Raw genomic sequence first — 18,106 nt, 5'->3', positions numbered from 1 at the left:
CCATGGCGCAGTTCTTTATTCGCCGCCCGGTGTTTGCCTGGGTGATTGCGATCATCATCATGCTGTGCGGCCTGATGTCGATCAATTCGCTGCCCATTTCTCAATATCCGGACGTCTCGCCACCGCAGATTTCCATTTCCGCCACCTATCCAGGGGCCGATGCGGAGACTCTTGAAAACAGCGTCACCCAGGTGATTGAGCAGCAGCTCACCGGTCTGGACGGGCTACTTTATTTCTCGGCGACCAGCAGCTCTGACGGCTCGGTAAGTATCAACGTCACCTTTGATCAGGGCACTGACCCGGACATCGCTCAGGTACAGGTGCAGAACAAGGTACAGCAGGCGGAAAGCCGTTTGCCGACCGAGGTGACGGCCCAAGGGGTGACGGTCAAAAAATCCCAGAGCAGTTTTTTGTTGATCGTCGGGCTGTATGACGAAACCGACAAGGCCAGCATGGCGGACATATCCGACTATCTGGTCAGTAATATTCAGGATCCGCTGTCGCGCATCGACGGTGTCGGTGACGTACAGGTGTTCGGGTCAGAATACGCGATGCGCATCTGGCTGAACCCGACCAAACTGGCGTCCTATTCACTGATGCCGTCCGATGTCGAAACGGCCATTGAGGCGCAAAATACCCAGGTTTCTGCCGGTAAGGTCGGCGATTTGCCGTCCGGTGCCGATCAGCAATTGACCGCCACGGTGAAGGCGCAGTCGCGGCTGCAAACGCCGGAGCAGTTCCGTAATATCATCCTGAAAAGTGACAGCAGCGGTGCTCTGGTGCGTCTGGGGGATGTGGCGCGAGTTGAGCTGGGCAATGAGGATTACTCCTCCAGTGCCCGCTTGAATGGCCATCCGGCATCCGGTATTGCGGTCAAGCTGGCCGCCGGGGCCAATGCGCTGAATACCGCAAAACTGGTCAAGGCCAAGGTGGCGGAATACCAAAGCTCGATGCCAAACGGATACAAGGTGGCCTATCCGAAAGACAGCACCGACTTTATTAATATCTCGATCGAAGAAGTGGTGAAAACGCTGGTCGAGGCGGTGGTGTTGGTGGTGATCGTTATGTTTGTGTTCCTGCAGAATTTGCGCACCACGCTGATCCCGACCATTACCGTGCCGGTGGTGCTGTTGGGGACCTTTGGCGTACTCGCTGCCTTCGGCTATTCGATCAATACCCTGACGCTATTTGGCATGGTGCTGGCGATCGGGTTGTTGGTGGATGATGCCATCGTGGTAGTGGAGAACGTCGAACGTGTGATGCGGGAAGAGAAACTATCACCGCGCGAGGCGACGGAAAAGTCGATGAAGGAGATCACCGGCGCACTGGTGGGTATTGCCATGGTGCTGTCGGCGGTCTTCCTGCCAATGGCGTTTTTTGGTGGCTCCACCGGGGTGATCTACCGCCAGTTCTCGGTGACTATCGTCGCTTCTATGGTGCTGTCGGTGATCCTCGCGTTGACGCTGGCACCGGCGCTGTGTGCCACTTTGCTGAAACCCGCACATGGGGAACTGACCAACAAAGGCCTGTTGGGCAAATTTAACCGTGGTTATAACCGCCTGCAGGAGAAGTATGCCGACAAGGTCGGCCGGGTGATCCACAGCCCGATGCGCTATCTGTTGCTGTACGGCCTGTTGCTGATTGCCGCCGCCGTGATGTACATGCGGCTGCCGACCGGCTTCTTGCCCAATGAAGATCAGGGCGTGGTGATGGTGCAGTACACGCTGCCGGCCGGGGCGACCAATGCCCGTACCTCTGCGGTCAGCGACGAGGTGAAGGATTACTTCCTCAACGACGAGAAGGCCAACGTCAGCACTATCTTCACCATTAACGGTTTTGGTTTCAGTGGCAGCGGACAAAACGCCGGTATGGCCTTCGTCAGTCTGAAAGACTGGAGTCTGCGCGCCGGCAGTGCCAATACCGCCGATGCGATTGCCAAACGTGCGATGGCGCACTTTGCCAAGATCCGCGACGCCCAGGTGTTCTCGATGAGCCCACCGGCGATTGATGGCTTTGGCCAGTCCGACGGTTTCACCTTTGAACTGCAGGCCAAAGGGGCGACCACCCGCGCGCAATTGCAGGTGATGCGTGACCAGATTATCGCGGCGGCGGGGAAAAATTCGAGCCTGAGTGCGGTGCGGGCCAATACCTTACCGGATACCCCGCAACTGCAGGTGGAGATCGACAATGACAAACTGCAGGCGTTGGGGCTGAGTGCCAGCGACGTCAGCCGTACTCTCACCAGCGCCTTCGGCAGCACCTACGTCAACGACTTTATTGACCGTAACCGGGTGAAAAAAGTCTATATGCAGGGTGATGTGGAATACCGTTCAAAGCCGGAAGATCTCGATAAATGGTTTGTGCGAGGGACTTCCAGTACCGACACTACCAGCATGACACCGTTCTCGGCCTTTGCCTCTTCCCACTGGATCTACGGGCCGGAAAACTTGTCACGCTACAACGGTCTGTCATCGTTTGAGATCACCGGTGAGGGCGCAGCCGGTGCCAGTTCCGGTACGGCGATGGATGAGATGGAAAAACTGGCGGCGAAATACTCCTCCGCCAGCAGCTTCTCCTGGAGCGGGCTGTCTTATCAGGAGCGCTTGACCAGCGGGCAGGCAGCCTCGCTGTATGCCATTTCACTGGTGGTGGTGTTCCTGTGTCTGGCCGCGCTGTATGAGAGCTGGTCAATTCCGTTTGCGGTGATGATGGTGGTGCCGATGGGCGTGGTCGGCTCGCTGTTGGCGATCACCCTGCGCGGACTGGAAAACGATATTTACTTCCAGGTGGCGCTGTTAACCATCATCGGCCTGTCGGCCAAGAACGCCATCCTGATCGTTGAATTCGCCGAAGAGAAATACCAGCGGGGCGAAACGCTGATCGCCGCGGCGGTCGAGGCTTCCCGCATGCGGTTGCGGCCGATTCTGATGACCTCGCTGGCGTTTACCGCCGGTGTGTTACCCCTGGCGGTGTCCAGCGGCGCCGGAGCCAACAGCCGTATCGCCATCGGCACCGGGATTATTGGCGGCACCATCACGGCAACGATACTGGCGATCTTCTTTGTTCCTTTGTTCTACGTCTTGGTACGCCGGATGTTTTCACGCAAAACCGCCGCCGCCAAACCGACAGAAAATACGGCGCCACAGGCAGGAGAATAATGTGCTGCAACGTTTAATTACTCTGACATTTCCGTTATTGCTGACGGGATGTCTCTCGCTGGCTCCGGACTATCAGCGCCCACAGGCACCGGTACCATCCACGTTGCCACAGGGAGCCGCTTATGCTGCCCCCTCCGGTAAGTTGTCATTGAGTTATCCGGATATTCCCTGGCACGACTATGTGGTCGATGCCAAACTGCGGCAGGTGGTCGAGATGGGGCTGAGCAGCAGCCGTGACCTGCGGGAGGCCATTGCCAATATTGAATCGGCAAGAGCGCTCTATGGCGAGCAGCGTTCCGATCTGTTCCCCACCATTAACGCCGGTGTGGACGGCAGTCGTGGCCGGGCACTGACCGGCAATGGCAACGCCACGGCGATCAGCCAGAGTTACGAAGCCACGGCCGGCACCAGCGCGTTTGAGCTGGACTTGTTCGGCAAGAACCGCAGCCTGTCGCGCTCGACCTTTGAAACCTATCTTGCCGAGTCGGAGGCGGCAAAAAGCACCCGCCTGACGCTGATCGCCGATATCGTGACCGATTGGGTAAACGTAGCGGCTGAGCGCAGCAACCTGGCCGCCGCCAAAGGCACCATGGACAGCGCCAAATTGTCGCTGGACGTGACGCGTAAAAATCAGCAAAACGGCATTTTGTCGATGGTCGATGTGGCTTCGGCGGACACGGTATATCAGCAGGCGCGTTCGGACGTAGCCAGCTACACCACCAGTGTGGCGCAGGCGAAAAACGCGCTGGATCTGGTTGTGGGGCAAGGCGTGCCGGAGAGCCTGTTACCCACGGATATCGCGGCGCTGTCCGGCATCATGAAAGACCTGCCGGCAAATGTATCTTCGCAGGTGCTGCTGAACCGGCCGGACGTGCTGGAGGCCGAACATAACCTGAAGGCGGCCAACGCCAACATCGGTTCCGCTCGTGCAGCGTTCTTCCCGTCGATCAGCCTGACCGCCAGTGGCGGAATAGGCAGCGGGGAACTGTCATCGCTGTTCAGCAAGGGGGCGGGGGTCTGGTCGTTTGCGCCGAGCATTAGCCTGCCGATCTTCACCGGCGGCTATAACACCGCTCAGTTGAACTACACCAAGGCGCAGAAAGACCTTTACGTCGCCACCTACGAGAAAGCGGTGCAGACGGCGTTCCAGGAAACCGCCGATGCATTGGCGCGCAAAGGGACTATTCAGGAACAGCTTGCGGCGCAAACCGGCTATGTGGCGGCCTCGCAGGAGTATTACCGTCTGGCGGAACTGCGTTATCGCCATGGGGTGGATACCTATCTGGTGATGCTGGACGCGCAACGCACGCTGTATACCGCTCGGCAGTCGTTGATTACCACCCAACAAACCGAGTATCAAAACCTGATTACGCTGTATAAGGTGCTGGGTGGCGGTATTACGGCAGAGAAGCAGGGCGATGGCGTTATTGCCAATAATAGCTCCCTGACCCAATAAAATTGACCACGAGTAATCATCTTATTACGCAGTGTGGTGACAACACTCTGCGTATTTTTATATTCATTCTGTGGTGAAATTGTAAAGAAAAGGAAAATAGCCGCCGGTGGCAGAACTCGCCACCTGAAGCAGGGTCTGAATGTTATCGCATCATTCCCGCGGCCAAATACATTGAGGTTGAAATGGATAGTGATATTCAGCAACAGGTTATTTCGGTGGTTGATAAGTATAATGTGCCCGGTCTCCTTAAAAAGGGGATAGACGTAACGCTTGAAACAGAAATAAACAAAGAGCTAAATCTGTCTTTACCCAGCTCGGAGACGCTGATGCGCGTCTACTTCGATCTCTTCCGAATTGACAGCAGTAATTACAATCATGAGCTGTATTTCCGTCAGGAGTCAAAGTCGACGTTATTATTTTCATCTTCAAACCGACGTGGAAATTACTGGGATCTTGAGATGGAAAGGATCCGACCGCTGTATGTTTATATGCTGGTGCGATCTGCACGCGCCAGGCGTTGGCTCTATGACATCCATTTTCTGATTGAACAATTAAAGTAAAACTGGGTTGTTGGCGGAATAATTAACCCATGGACAGACAAAGTAAAATATTGGCCCGCAGCTTGATTGCGGGCCTTTTAATGACGTTATTCAGCCAGCAGCTCGGCAAATTTCGCCAGCCATTGCGGGTGTGCCGGCCACGCAGGAGCCGTTACCAGATTGCCATCGACGTGGGCCTGATCGATACCGATGTCGGCAAAGTGCCCACCCGCCAATTGTACTTCAGGGGCGCAGGCCGGGTAGGCGCTGCAGGTTCTGCCTTTCAACACGCCGGCGGCGGCCAGCAGCTGTGGGCCGTGACAGACGGCGGCGATCGGTTTGCGTACCGCGTCAAAGGCCTGCACCAGCTTGATGACCTGCGGGTTGAGGCGCAGATACTCGGGCGCTCTGCCGCCGGGGATCAACAGGGCGTCATAGTCTTCTTCTTTTGCCGCCGCAAAGTCCGCGTTGAGGGTGAAGCGGTGGCCGGGTTTCTCGCTGTAAGTCTGCGCGCCATCAAAATCATGGATGGCGGTCATGATGTAGTCACCTTTGACCTTATCAGGGCACACCGCATCCACCTGGTGGCCAATCATTTGCAACGCCTGGAACGGCACCATGGTTTCATAATCTTCGGCGTAATCGCCGACCAACATCAGGATCTTTTTTTTGCTCATCAGGGGCTCTCCGGAGGGGGAATGATCCCTAACATATAGTCGATCGAGCGGTGGAACGCGAACCTGTACGCTGGTATGACCTGGTCTATACTTTTCATTGCCGTGGCTTTTTCGCCTCAGGCTGTTCAGGTAGAGCAACCTCAGCGAGGTAGCGCAGTATCTCAGTCGATGACTCACCGGGCTTGCCCGGTCTCTGCTTTAGAGAAAACCCATGCTAAATCTGGCTACATTGCTTGAAGAGAGTGCGCGTTCATTTCCGGATCGTCTGGCGTTGGTGCAGGAGGAGACTCAGTTTAACTACGCCACGCTGAATCAACGGGCCAATCAGGTCGCCAACCTGCTGATTGCCCGGGGAGTACAACCGGGCGAAAGGGTGGCGCTGGCCTGCCCCAATATTTGGGAGTTTCCGGCTATCTATTATGGCGTGCTAAAAGCCGGCGCAGTGGTGGTGCCGCTGAACACATTGTTAAAGGCGGGGGAGTTTGAATACTATCTGCAGGATTCGCAGGCGGTGCTCTTCTTTTGCTTTGAGGGCGGTAACGGATTAACGCTGGGGGAAGAGGCGCGACGTGCGTTTGACACTGCTGAACAGTGCCGTGATTTTATCATTATCGGCGACAGCCTGCCGCTGGCAGGTGACCGTTTCAGCCAGGTTATCAGCACCCAGCCCACCGATTTTGACAGTGCCACCACGCTGGAGTCGGACACCGCCGTGATCCTCTACACCAGCGGGACCACCGGACGCGCCAAGGGGGCTGAACTGACGCACGCCAATCTGGTGCTGAACGCGCTGGGTTCGGTACAGTTGTTCAATAGCTCGGTAGAACAGCCCGATCGCCATTTAGTGACGCTGCCGCTATTCCATACTTTTGGTTCCACCGTACAGATGAATGCCGGCTTTGCCCTGGCGGCGACGCTGGTTCTGGTGCCGCGTTTTGATGCGAAGCAGGCCATCGCGCTGATGCAAACACACGCCATCACCTTTTTTGCCGGGGTGCCCACCATGTACTGGGCGTTACTGAATGCGCTGGATGACACCGCGGACCTTGTCCTGTTACGTAAAAATCTGCGCATGGCGGTATCCGGTGGCGCCAGTTTGCCGGTACAAATTATCGAGGACTTTGCCCAGCGCTTCGGCGTGAATATTCTGGAAGGTTACGGCTTATCGGAAACCAGCCCGGTTGCGACCTTTAACCACCCGGGCCGAGTCAATAAAGTCGGCTCTATTGGCCAGCCCATTTGGGGCATTGAAGTTCGTCTGGTCGATGTCACCGGTAAAACACTGACGGAGATAGATCAGGTAGGCGAGATTGCGGTGCGTGGCCACAACGTGATGAAAGGCTACCTTAACCGCCCGGAAGCGACGGCCGAGGTGCTGGAAAAGGGCTGGTTCAGGACCGGTGACCTGGCCCGCCGTGATGCCGATGGCTTCTATTTTATCGTCGACAGATCGAAGGATGTGATTATCCGCGGCGGATTTAACGTCTACCCACGTGAAGTTGAAGAACTGATGATCCGTCATCCGGCGGTGTCATTTGTGGCGGTGATTGGTGTAGCGCATCCGTCACTCGGCGAAGAGATCAAAGCGGTGGTGGTGTTAAAGGATGTGGATGAAACGGTGAGTGAAGATCAGTTGATAGCCTGGACCAGAGAGCGGCTGGCGGCGTTTAAATATCCGCGTATCGTTGAATTTGTTGAACGGTTACCGATGACCAGTACCGGCAAGGTGATGAAGCGGCTGCTGCGCTAAAGGGATCACTTTGAAAGACTCCCGGCCTGCAACGCAAGCCGGGAGAGATAACGCATTAACCTGGGTAAATGCCACGCTCTTTACGTGCGGTCAGGATACGCTCACAGGCGACGATATAAGCCGCTGTGCGCAGGCTGCACTCTTTCTCTTCGGCTTTGTTCCAAACGTGAACCATAGCGTCGGTCATGATCTTGTCCATACGCTCGTTGATCTCGCTTTCGCTCCAGAAGTAGCTGGCCATGTCCTGTACCCACTCGAAGTAACTGACGGTCACGCCGCCGGCGTTACAGATTACGTCAGGTACTACGGTGATGTTGCGTGAACGCAGCACGTCGTCCGCATCTGGGTAGGTTGGGCCGTTGGCGCCTTCCAGAACCAGTTTGGCGCTGAGGATTTCTGCGCGTTGACGGGTAATCTGACCTTCCAGCGCGGCTGGGATCAGGATATCCATGTCAACAGACCAGAAAGCTTCGCTTTCGATTTCGCTGGCGCCAGGGAAACCGGCAATCATCTTGTTCTTGGCTTGCCATTCGGTCAGTGCAACCAGATCGATGCCGTTGGCGTTGAACAGGGTAGCGGAGTGGTCCTGAATCACCACCACACGCGCGCCGATGCCCACAAACAGGCGGGCGGCTTCGCTGCCGACGTTACCAAAGCCCTGAACCGCAACTTTGGCACCTTCGATTTGCACGCCCAGACGTTTCGCCACTTCACAGCCCGTCACGAACACACCGCGACCGGTTGCTTTCTCACGACCCAGAGAACCGCCCAGATGAATAGGCTTACCGGTAACCACGCCGGTGATGGTAGTGCCGTGGTTCATGGAGTAGGTATCCATCATCCAGGCCATCACTTTGGAGTTGGTACCGACGTCCGGTGCCGGGATGTCTTTCTGTGGCCCGATGATAAAACCGATTTCGCTGGTGTAGCGACGGGTCAATCTTTCCAGCTCGCCTTCAGACAGTTTGAAAGGATCGACGCGGATCCCCCCCTTGGCACCACCGTAAGGCAGATTGACTGCCGCACATTTGATAGTCATCCAAGCCGACAGCGCCATGACTTCATCGAGATCAACGTCCGGGTGATAACGGATGCCGCCTTTACCTGGGCCGCGCGACAGGTTGTGCTGAACGCGGAAGCCTTCGAAATGGCGGATTGAACCGTCGTCCATCTGCAGTGGGATATCAACGATCAGCGCACGCTTAGGGTGACGCAGGGTATCAACCCAACGCGACAGATCACCCAGGTAAGGTGCAACGCGGTCGATTTGTTGCAGATAGGTGGCCCAGGCCGTTGTGCTGCTTTCTGAAGCGTAGGATAGCTTTTCCATAACCAACCTTTTTTATATAGAGGTATTTATTTTGTTTAACCGTGGATTACTAAGTGCATAACACTTTTGCGACGCTAAATTTACCATTAAAAACGCAGCTTGTTAGCCCCCCCTCATCGGGCTGCGGGCCGGTTTCCAGCAGGTTTCGAGGGGTAAAAATGAATAGTTAATTACTTTTGTTTGGAGGTTGCCCTGAGTAAGCATTCTTTATGCATAAAAAATGCATAAAACTCGTTTTTATCTATTTTTCAGAAGCTTGAATGTGATCAAAAAGTTTCATTTTATTTAAGTGTCGTGTTGACAATGCCGTTTCCTGACGCCAGAGTTAAATTCATGTAAAATCTGCGTTGGTCGCGTTTTTTTCTTAACCGGGAATAATTACAACCCACTGATATAAAGACCTTTAATTTCCACGCTCATGCTTCGCATGCTCAATGTGGGCTACCGCTCAGTTCGAACAGTGGTTTTCTGAGACGTACAGATATTTACTTCCCTTTAACAAAAGGGCAGGCAGCGTTTGGCCTGAATTTCTTTTTTGCCGGTAGAACGCCAGCGGCGTTTCACTCCTGCTGCAGCGACAACAAGCTGCTTAATCGCCTTGATGACGGACAGGTAACACCATGACAAAAAGTAAGCAACATCGGTTGAATACTCCTTCAACCGAGGGGCACGACTGCGCCCAAACATTGCAACGTGGCCTGAGCGAACGCCATATTCAACTTATTTCCATTGGCGGCGCGATTGGTACCGGGCTGTTTATGGGCTCTGGCAAAACCATTGCGCTTTCCGGCACCTCTATTGTATTGACCTATGTGATTGTCGGCTTCTTTATGTTTATGGTGATGCGAGCAATGGGGGAGTTATTACTGACCAAGCTCGACTATCGCTCGTTTGCCGATTTCGTTTCCGAGTACCTGGGGCCCAAAGCCAGCTTTTTTCTCGGTTGGTCCTACTGGTTGAGCTGGGTGGTGACTTGTATCGCCGACGTGGTGGTGTGCGGTGGTTACGTGCAGTATTGGTACCCCGAGGTTTCCCCCTGGCTACCGGCGTTACTGACCCTGGGCCTGCTGTGTCTGTTTAATATGCTGTCGGTGAAGATGTTCGGCGAGGCGGAGTTTTGGTTTGCCATCATCAAAGTGATAGCCATTATCGCGTTGATCCTGACTGGCGCCTGGATGGTGTTTATCGGCTGGACCTCGCCGGACGGTGTTAAAGCCTCGGTGAGCAATATCACCGACCCCAATATCTTTATGCCGCACGGTATTTTCGGTTTCTTTGCCGGCTTCCAGATTGCCATTTTCTCCTGCACCGGTATTGAGCTGCTGGGCACCATGTCGGCCGAAACCAAGGATCCGCAAAAGGTTCTGCCGAAGGCCATCAACGTTATCCCGGTGCGGATTATCATCTTCTACGTGTTCTCAATGCTGGCGATTATCGCTGTGACCTCATGGAGCCACGTGTCACCGGACAGCAGCCCGTTCGTCATGTTGTTCGACCAGGCCGGTTTGCCCGCGGCAGCGGCGGTGATTAACTTTGTGGCGTTGACCTCGGCGATGTCTTCGGCCAATAGCGGCGTTTATTCCAGTACCCGCATGCTGTATGGCCTGTCGATGGAGAAACACGCTCACGGGCAGTTCAAAATACTGTCCCGCACCACGGCGATCCCGATCCGCAGCCTGATGTTCTCCTGCTTTTGCATGGTGGTGGGCACCATGCTGTTGATCCTGATGCCGGATGTTATGACGCTGTTTACCATTGTCTCGACCGTGGCGGCGATACTGGTGGTCTACAGCTGGGGCATGATCCTGGTGGCTTATCTGGTCTACCGTAAGCAGCAGCCCGAACTGCACGCGCGTTCTACCTTTAAGATGCCGGGTGGGGTGATCATGACCTGGCTGACGTTAGCGTTCTTCGCTTTTACGCTGGTACTGATGATTTTCGACCGAGATACGCTGATTGCGTTGTGCAGTATGCCGCTGTGGTTTATCGCTCTGGCGCTGGTGTGGCGTTTCAGAGTTAAAAATAGCCTGACGCAGGAAAACTACGTGTTTTACCAACGTAGCCATGAGGCTGAGTAGCGTTTCTGCGACGAACGCGGGTTTGATGAAACAATGGGGGCAGCCCATGACTGAGCAGCTGTTTATTCGCCGTCAGGCTGCCCGAGATTGACGTATTGGCTACGGCGGTTGGCATGTTGGCAGGGTGTGAGCACGGGTGGGGATACCACTGGTAGGGGTGTGTTACCCTGTTGTTAATGAACAATGCCCGTAACCTATCCTGGCGGGCCTACCAGGGGAAAAACGTGTCTTCAATCGTTGAATTATTAAAACTGCATCCGGTGATTGCCGCGGTAAAAGATAATGAAAGCCTGCAGGCGGCGGTGAAGTCGGATTGCCGGATTATTTCGGTGCTGTATGGCAACATCTGCAACATTGGGCGCATCGTGCAGCAGATTAAAGACGCCGGGAAATATGCCTTCGTTCATGTTGATCTGCTGGAAGGCAGCTCCAACAAAGAAATTGTGATCAATTTTCTAAAGATCGTGACCGCCGCCGACGGCATTATCAGCACCAAAACCTCGATGGTAAAAGCCGCGCGTCAGCAGGGGTTCTATGCCATTCATCGGTTATTTATCCTCGACTCCATCTCCTTTCATAACGTCGACAAACAGGTGGCGCAGTCGACGCCGGACTGCATTGAGATCCTGCCGGGTTGTATGCCGAAAGTGTTGGGTTGGGTGGCCGAAAAGATTGATCTGCCGATCATTGCTGGTGGTTTGGTGTGTGATGAAGACGATGCCCAGACGGCATTAAAAGCCGGGGCGATTGCCGTCTCCACCACTAACCATGACGTTTGGAAATTAAAGCTTTAGTTAATCCACCAAAGGGCTGAGCGCACGTAACAAGGGATCGAGATGTGCGTTTACCCGCTGATAAACCTGTTGGTTGAGTTGCTGATAAAAGGCGTGATTGGCGCTATCCGGCATAAAGCTGTCGCCTACCTTCACCAGCCTGTCGGTTGCCTGCTGATAACTGTCGAATGCGCCTACCGCCATGCCGGCATTGATGGCACAACCCACCGCCGCCGAGCCACTCATCAGGTTACGCCGTGTAGGGATGCCAAAAACGTCGGCAAAAATCTGCATAAACAGATCGCTGTTGGCACCGCCGCCGGAAATGATCAGGCTGCGGAACGGCGTATGCAGTTCCTGGGCCATCGGATCCATATGGTTCTTCATGGTGAAGGCAATCCCTTCCAGAATGGAACGATACAGATGCGCCCGGGTATGACGGCCGTCGAAGCCGATCATCGCGCCTTTGCGGAACTCTGCTTCAGGTGGTGGCGCCCAGTCATGCACGGTGATTAATCCTTCACAGCCGGCAGGCACCCGTTCTGCCTCCTGGTTCAGCAATTCCTCAATGCTGACTCCGGCGTCGTCAGCGGCAGACAGCGCGGCTGCACCAAACTGATCGCGAAACCAGCTTACGGTCCACATACCGCGCCGCACGCCCATACATTCATACAAATAGCGGCCAGGGATCGATGCCTGGAACGGCCAGAAATGCTGTGCGTCTTTCACATTGGCATGGCCATGCACCATAGCGCCAATATAGGTCCCCAGAGAGATCAGTGCGACGCCGGGTTCCAGCGAACCGGCCCCCAGGGCTTCTACCGCTTTATCGTGTGCGGTGGCCACCACCGGGATACCGGCAGGTAAACCGATTTGTTGGGCTGCGCGTTCGCTGAGCCGACCGAGAATTTCACCCGGTTTGACCACCTCAAACACCTGGTCGCGTGTCAGGTTACAACTTTGCCAGACGGCCGAGTCGGTGCTCCAGTCGAGTCGGTCATTGTCCATCGGCCACCAACCAATGTAGTTGGCACAGGTATCTTTGAACTCGCCGGTTAGCCTGTGGGTGATATAGCCGGAGGTGGTAGTGATATAGCGCACGCCCCGATAGGCATCAATATACTCATAGGGTTTATTCAAGCGCTTATCCATCCAGTTGATCACCGGGTAGGCCAACTCTCCGTTTTCTTTTAACAGCGCGCGGCAACAACGGATGATGCAGATCCCCATCGAAATAATATCCTCCGGCTGGCCGCCATGATCGGCAAAGCGCTGCATGACCCGACGGAAGGCCACTTTTAAGGTATCCCACAGATCGTCATCCGGGTGCTCCGCCAGCAGCGGTGCCGGTATATCCAGCCTGCGCAGTGGCTGCTTGCCTTCGCAAATCACCTTGCCGTCCAAATCAAAAATAACCACTTTGGCGCTCTGGGTGCCCACATCCACACCCATCAGATACTTCTTCTTCATGTTATGACTCCTTAAGGAAAAGGCATTATCCGATCGCCGGTTTTGTGGTTATGGTTTTCGCGTCGGCAGTTTTGATTTTGTTGAACAACAGATAAGTAAACACCACCACCAAACCGGTGGCCGTCAGGCCCATCAGCCACATATTGCGGTAAGCCTCGGCGGCGGGCAGGGTATCTTGCCAATGCCCGACTAACGGATAGACAAAGACATCAGGCAGGAAGCCGATCACCGAACAGATACCGACGGTGGTACCCATAATGAATTTGGGCGTACGGGCCTCGCCAATGCAGGCGAAATACAACCCACGCGAGGCATAACAGGCAAAGGCCAGCAGTAGAATCAACCCGATGCCTACAGCGACCGAAACCGGCTGTTGATTGGTGAGCAGCAATGCACCCAGGGTGATCAGGCTGACCAATGCCAGCAACTGGATCACCCGGGTAGGTGATTTCAGCCGGCTGTGGCTGGTGATCAACCCCCCAAGCGGACCGCATACCGCACGAAATATCTTGTTAATGACAATGCCCATATAGCTGGCGGCGACCAAGGTCATACCGTACATTTCGGTCAGATAGTTGGTTGAATAACTCAGGATGGCGTAGATGGTGTAAACGCCGAAAATGATCATGCTGCAATACCAGGTGGTACTGACTTTCAGCACCTTAAGGATATCGCCGAGGCTAAAGCGGCGTGCAGGCTCAGCACTGTCCGCCACCTGGGTTGAACCATCGTTGACAAAGAACCAGCACAGGATGCCGAGCAGAATATACACGCCGCTGTAGATCAGGATCACCGCTTTGAGACTGTCAGGGTCTTCGGGGCTGAACATGGAGAATACCCACATGGTGAAGACCGCCAATGTCATGACGCCGACACCGCGTAAACCTTCCATCCAACCCATGATTTTCCCCTGTTCCTGGTGGTCGCCAAGCAGCGATGCTGCCTTGATGGAAACGGACCACAGCAACAGAATGGTGGTAATGGCGAATGCCACCTGGATCAGGATCATCATCCAGAAGGGAGGGTATAACGCCATCAATCCGCCCAGTAACCCGGTAGCGATCATGGCAAAAGTCATTGTTTTCCGATGGGAGAGTTTGTCGGCGATAATACCGCTGGGGGCATAAAGAATAATCGCGGCAATACCAAAGGTGCTCATGATTAACCCTATTTCGGTATTGGAAAACCCCATAAATTTCGCCATGGGGATTTGATAAATATAACGCAGATAGGCCAGGTCAAAGCTCACGCCGCCACTGACGCTTATTATCGCCAGCGTTAACCAGCGGTGGGGATTGGTTTTTTTCATGCGGCACCCTGTTAAAAAATAAAATAAAAAAGAGAAAAGCAAGCTCCCCGCATTACGGGAAGTTACTTTTCTCTTCGGCTCATTCAGTAACTACACTAAGAAATAGCACGGTGATACTAATAATAAAAGCGACCACCATCACAAAAGATTAAAGTTGGTTTGCCCGGTTTTTAATAAATTAATTGTTTGGAATGATGTTAGACACTGTATTTTAGGCATGAAATGATTTTGTGATGTAAGTCACTGAATAGTCCAGGTGGGCCATGTTAGCTTGCTCCTCAGTTACTAGAGCCGATGAGAAAAGTAACTTCTTTGCTACACGCAGAGGAGCTTACTTTTCTCATTTTTTTTGCATTTTTTTCAGGCTAAGGAGTTAGTACATGTCACTGGATAAATTGAATGCGTTCTCACTGGATTTCTTTTCACTGAAGGGGAAAACGGCAATTGTCACCGGCGGCAACAGCGGCCTGGGGCAGGCATTTGCCATAGCACTGGCCAAGGCAGGCGCCAATCTGTTTATTCCCAGCTTTGTGATGGATCAGGGACAAACCCGCGAAATCATTGAGCAGCAGGGCGTTCGGGTTGAGTTCATGCAGGTCGATATTACCGAGAAAGGCGCTCCCGCAAGGGTTATTGCCCAATGTCTGGCGAAGTTCGGTGGTGTAGATATTCTGGTCAACAATGCAGGCATCTGTAAATTGAACAAGGTGCTGGATTTTGGTCGTGGTGACTGGGATCCGATGATCGACATCAATCTGACTGCCGCCTTTGAAATGAGCTATGAAGCCGCCAAAGTAATGATCCCCAACCAGCAGGGCAAGATCATCAATATTTGTTCGCTGTTCTCTTATCTTGGCGGGCAGTGGTCACCGGCTTATGCCGCCACCAAACACGCCCTGGCCGGATTTACCAAAGCCTATTGTGACGAGCTGGGCCAATATAATATTCAGGTCAACGGTATTGCTCCTGGTTATTATGCTACAGATATCACCGCTGAGACCCGTAGTAATCCGGAAACCAATCGCCGGGTACTGGAGCATATTCCCGCCAATCGATGGGGTGATACTCAGGATTTAATGGGGGCCATGGTATTTTTAGCCAGCAGGGCGTCTAATTATGTTAACGGCCATTTGCTGGTGGTAGACGGTGGTTATCTGGTTCGTTAAATAAGCGGGACTTCCCATTTCATCTCAAGCAACAAAATTTATATTCTTATTATCAGGAAGGAATAATCATGTCTCTGACTCGTGAAGCTATTATCGCTCATTTAAAAGAAATCGTTGGCCCGGCACGGGTGATTACTGATGAAGAAGTGCTGAAAAAAAACAGCGTAGACCGCTTCCGCAAATATGCTGATATCCACGGTGTCTTCACCCAGCCGTTACCCGCCGCGGTAGTCAAACTGGAGAATACCCAGCAGGTGTCAGACGTATTGAAGTTTATGAATGAAAATCACATCAACTGCGTACCACGGACTGGCGCGTCCGCCACTGAGGGTGGGCTGGAGACGGTGGTGAAAAACTCGGTGGTGCTGGATGGTTCAGGGCTGAACCAGGTGGTCAAGATTGATATTCGCAACATGCAAGCCACGGCCCAGTGCGGCGTCCCGCTGGAAGTGCTGGAGGATCAGTTGCGGGCTCAGGGTTACACCACCGGGCATTCACCGCAGTCCAAACCGCTGGCGCAAATGGGCGGGCTGGTCGCGACACGCAGCATTGGCCAGCTGTCTACGTTATACGGGGCAATAGAGGACATGGTGGTTGGACTGGAGGCAGTCTTCCCTAACGGTACCATTACCCGGATCAAAAATGTGCCGCGCCGGGCGGCCGGGCCGGATATTCGTCACGTGATTATCGGCAATGAAGGGGCGCTGTGCTTCATAACCGAAGTGACGGTGAAAATCTTCAAATACACGCCGGAGAACAACCTGTTTTACGGCTATACCCTCGATAACATGCAAACCGGTTTCGACATCCTGCGAGAGGTCATGGTTGAGGGTTATCGCCCGTCGATCGCCCGGCTCTACGATGCCGAGGACGGCACCCAGCATTTTACCCATTTTGCCAAAGGGAAATGTGTGCTGATCTTTATGGCTGAAGGGGCAAAAGGGATAGCACAGGCGACCGGCGCGGGCATTGAGGCGATCGTACAACGCCATGCCGAATGCCATAAGGTGGACAGTAAACTGATTGAAGCCTGGTTCAATAACCTGAACTGGGGGCCGGAGAAGGTAGAAGCCGAACGCGTGCAGATCATGAAAACCAACAATATGGGCTTCACCACCGAGGTTTCCAGCGACTGGGCGAGTATCCATACCATCTATGAAAACGTGATCCGTCGGATACGGGCCGAATTCCCCCCTATTGCTGACATCACCATGCTGGGTGGGCACTCGTCCCACAGCTATATCAATGGCACCAATATGTACTTCGTTTACGATTACAACGTAGTGGGTTGTAAGCCGGAAGAGGAGATCGACAAGTACCACAATCCTTTGAACAAGATTATCGTCGAGGAAACCCTTAAACAGGGCGGTTCAATGGTGCATCACCACGGTATCGGCAAGCACCGTACCCACTGGACCAAAGACGAGCACGGCAGTGCCTATTACATCCTGAAGGCGTTGAAAGAGGTTTACGATCCTAACGGCATCATGAACACCGGCACCATTTATCCGCTGGAAAAATGATTTGGCTGATGGCCCGGTTTACCGGGCCTGAACATTATTCGATATGTGCACTAAAACCAGACTGCCCAGGGGCAATAGCCGGTTTCAGGGTTAATGCCGGGATCTCATATTCTCCCGCATTCTGTCGACGGAAGGGGATCGGTGCGGTGTCCGTCAGGTCATCGAGTCGTTGGCCCAGAGCGCTGCCGATCTCGGCAAACCGGGTTTCATCAATCCGACCGGTGCGATAAATGACAAAGGGTGGCAACACCTCGAAACCGGGGTAATGCAGGATGCCATGCTGAATAGGGAACAGAATGTCATCGATCGGGCCATTGATGCCGCGTTCGGCATAATGCGATTCCCAACCGCCGGTGGTGACAATCAGCATCGCGCGTTTGCCGGCCAGGGTACCTTCGCCATAGCGGTCACCCCAGCGTGAGTCAGAGTGCTCCCCCACGCCATAGGCGAATCCGTAGGCATAGACGCGTTCTACCCAGCCTTTAAGGATTGCCGGCATAGAAAACCACCACAGGGGAAACTGCAGGATAACCGTATCGGCCCACAGTAATTTCTCCTGCTCCAGCTCAATGTCTTTGCTCTGTAAGCCATGGGCAAATGCATGTTGGGAATCACGCGAGGGATCAAAACGATCCCCGGGTTGCGCTGTACTGTCGGCGGCATCAAGCGTGGCTTTCCACTGCATGGCATACAGATCGGATACTTGTACCTCGTGGCCGGCAGCTTCAAGCCGTTGGACAGAAAAATCCTTCAGTGAGCCATTCAATGACTGCGGTTCAGGGTGAGCATAGACCAGTAAAACATTCATAGTGTGACCTCCATGGGTTGATGAAGGTCAGGGTAGGCGGATGTCAGGTATACTGGAAATGAATTTCTA

13 protein-coding genes are annotated in these 18,106 nt (G+C 53.9%); 8 read left to right on the top strand and 5 right to left on the bottom strand.

Annotation, left to right across the window (positions count from 1 at the left end; genetic code table 11):
- Positions 1 to 2 precede the first annotated feature (2 nt).
- The 3 genes from QOT07_RS12725 to QOT07_RS12715 all read left to right on the top strand — a co-directional run bounded on the left by QOT07_RS12725 (position 3) and on the right by QOT07_RS12715 (position 5,174).
- Positions 3 to 3,158, top strand: a complete 3,156-nt coding sequence (locus QOT07_RS12725; protein ID WP_283603293.1) for an efflux RND transporter permease subunit — start codon at positions 3 to 5, stop codon at positions 3,156 to 3,158.
- Between the two features lies 1 nt (position 3,159).
- Positions 3,160 to 4,614, top strand: coding sequence for an efflux transporter outer membrane subunit (locus QOT07_RS12720; protein ID WP_283603291.1), 1,455 nt, complete (start codon positions 3,160 to 3,162; stop codon positions 4,612 to 4,614).
- 182 nt (positions 4,615 to 4,796) lie between these two features.
- Positions 4,797 to 5,174, top strand: a complete 378-nt coding sequence (locus QOT07_RS12715; RefSeq protein ID WP_099063033.1) for a DUF1493 family protein — start codon at positions 4,797 to 4,799, stop codon at positions 5,172 to 5,174.
- Between the two features lie 86 nt (positions 5,175 to 5,260).
- On the opposite strand, the gene QOT07_RS12710 is transcribed toward QOT07_RS12715, so the two are convergent.
- Positions 5,261 to 5,830, bottom strand: coding sequence for a DJ-1/PfpI family protein (locus tag QOT07_RS12710; protein WP_283603289.1), 570 nt, complete (start codon positions 5,828 to 5,830; stop codon positions 5,261 to 5,263).
- A 211-nt stretch (positions 5,831 to 6,041) separates the two neighbouring features.
- Here QOT07_RS12710 and QOT07_RS12705 point away from each other — a divergent pair, with 211 nt between their 5' ends.
- Complete coding sequence (locus QOT07_RS12705; RefSeq protein ID WP_283603288.1) at positions 6,042 to 7,580, top strand: long-chain-fatty-acid--CoA ligase; 1,539 nt, start codon at positions 6,042 to 6,044, stop codon at positions 7,578 to 7,580.
- A 55-nt stretch (positions 7,581 to 7,635) separates the two neighbouring features.
- Here the strand turns inward: QOT07_RS12705 and QOT07_RS12700 are convergent, their stop codons facing one another.
- On the bottom strand, positions 7,636 to 8,910 hold the full coding sequence (locus QOT07_RS12700; protein ID WP_099062074.1) for a Glu/Leu/Phe/Val family dehydrogenase: 1,275 nt from the start codon (positions 8,908 to 8,910) through the stop codon (positions 7,636 to 7,638).
- Between the two features lie 620 nt (positions 8,911 to 9,530).
- Between QOT07_RS12700 and QOT07_RS12695 the strand changes: the two genes are divergently transcribed.
- Complete coding sequence (locus QOT07_RS12695) at positions 9,531 to 10,988, top strand: amino acid permease (protein ID WP_099062073.1); 1,458 nt, start codon at positions 9,531 to 9,533, stop codon at positions 10,986 to 10,988.
- A gap of 224 nt (positions 10,989 to 11,212) precedes the next feature.
- Complete coding sequence (locus tag QOT07_RS12690; RefSeq protein ID WP_232518967.1) at positions 11,213 to 11,782, top strand: glycerol-3-phosphate responsive antiterminator; 570 nt, start codon at positions 11,213 to 11,215, stop codon at positions 11,780 to 11,782.
- Here the strand turns inward: QOT07_RS12690 and QOT07_RS12685 are convergent, their stop codons facing one another.
- Both QOT07_RS12685 and QOT07_RS12680 read right to left on the bottom strand, forming a co-directional pair.
- Entirely contained in the window at positions 11,783 to 13,231 is a 1,449-nt protein-coding gene (locus QOT07_RS12685; RefSeq protein WP_283603286.1) for an FGGY-family carbohydrate kinase, read from the bottom strand. It abuts the gene before it with no gap.
- Between the two features lie 25 nt (positions 13,232 to 13,256).
- Complete coding sequence (locus tag QOT07_RS12680) at positions 13,257 to 14,540, bottom strand: MFS transporter (protein WP_283603285.1); 1,284 nt, start codon at positions 14,538 to 14,540, stop codon at positions 13,257 to 13,259.
- A gap of 380 nt (positions 14,541 to 14,920) precedes the next feature.
- Between QOT07_RS12680 and QOT07_RS12675 the strand changes: the two genes are divergently transcribed.
- Positions 14,921 to 15,706: an SDR family oxidoreductase gene (locus tag QOT07_RS12675; protein ID WP_283603284.1), complete on the top strand. Its 786-nt coding sequence runs from the start codon at positions 14,921 to 14,923 to the stop codon at positions 15,704 to 15,706.
- Positions 15,707 to 15,774: 68 nt separating this feature from the next.
- Complete coding sequence (locus tag QOT07_RS12670) at positions 15,775 to 17,229, top strand: FAD-binding oxidoreductase (protein ID WP_283603283.1); 1,455 nt, start codon at positions 15,775 to 15,777, stop codon at positions 17,227 to 17,229.
- A gap of 34 nt (positions 17,230 to 17,263) precedes the next feature.
- Here QOT07_RS12670 and QOT07_RS12665 read toward each other — a convergent pair whose 3' ends face one another.
- The gene (locus QOT07_RS12665) at positions 17,264 to 18,037 is read right to left on the bottom strand and encodes an NAD(P)H-dependent oxidoreductase (protein WP_283603282.1); all 774 of its coding nucleotides are present in this window, start codon (positions 18,035 to 18,037) and stop codon (positions 17,264 to 17,266) included.
- Positions 18,038 to 18,106: the final 69 nt, after the last annotated feature.

This window comes from Serratia proteamaculans (genome assembly GCF_949794035.1).
GTDB lineage: Bacteria > Pseudomonadota > Gammaproteobacteria > Enterobacterales > Enterobacteriaceae > Serratia > Serratia proteamaculans.
This window is presented reverse-complemented; position numbering and strand designations above follow the sequence as displayed.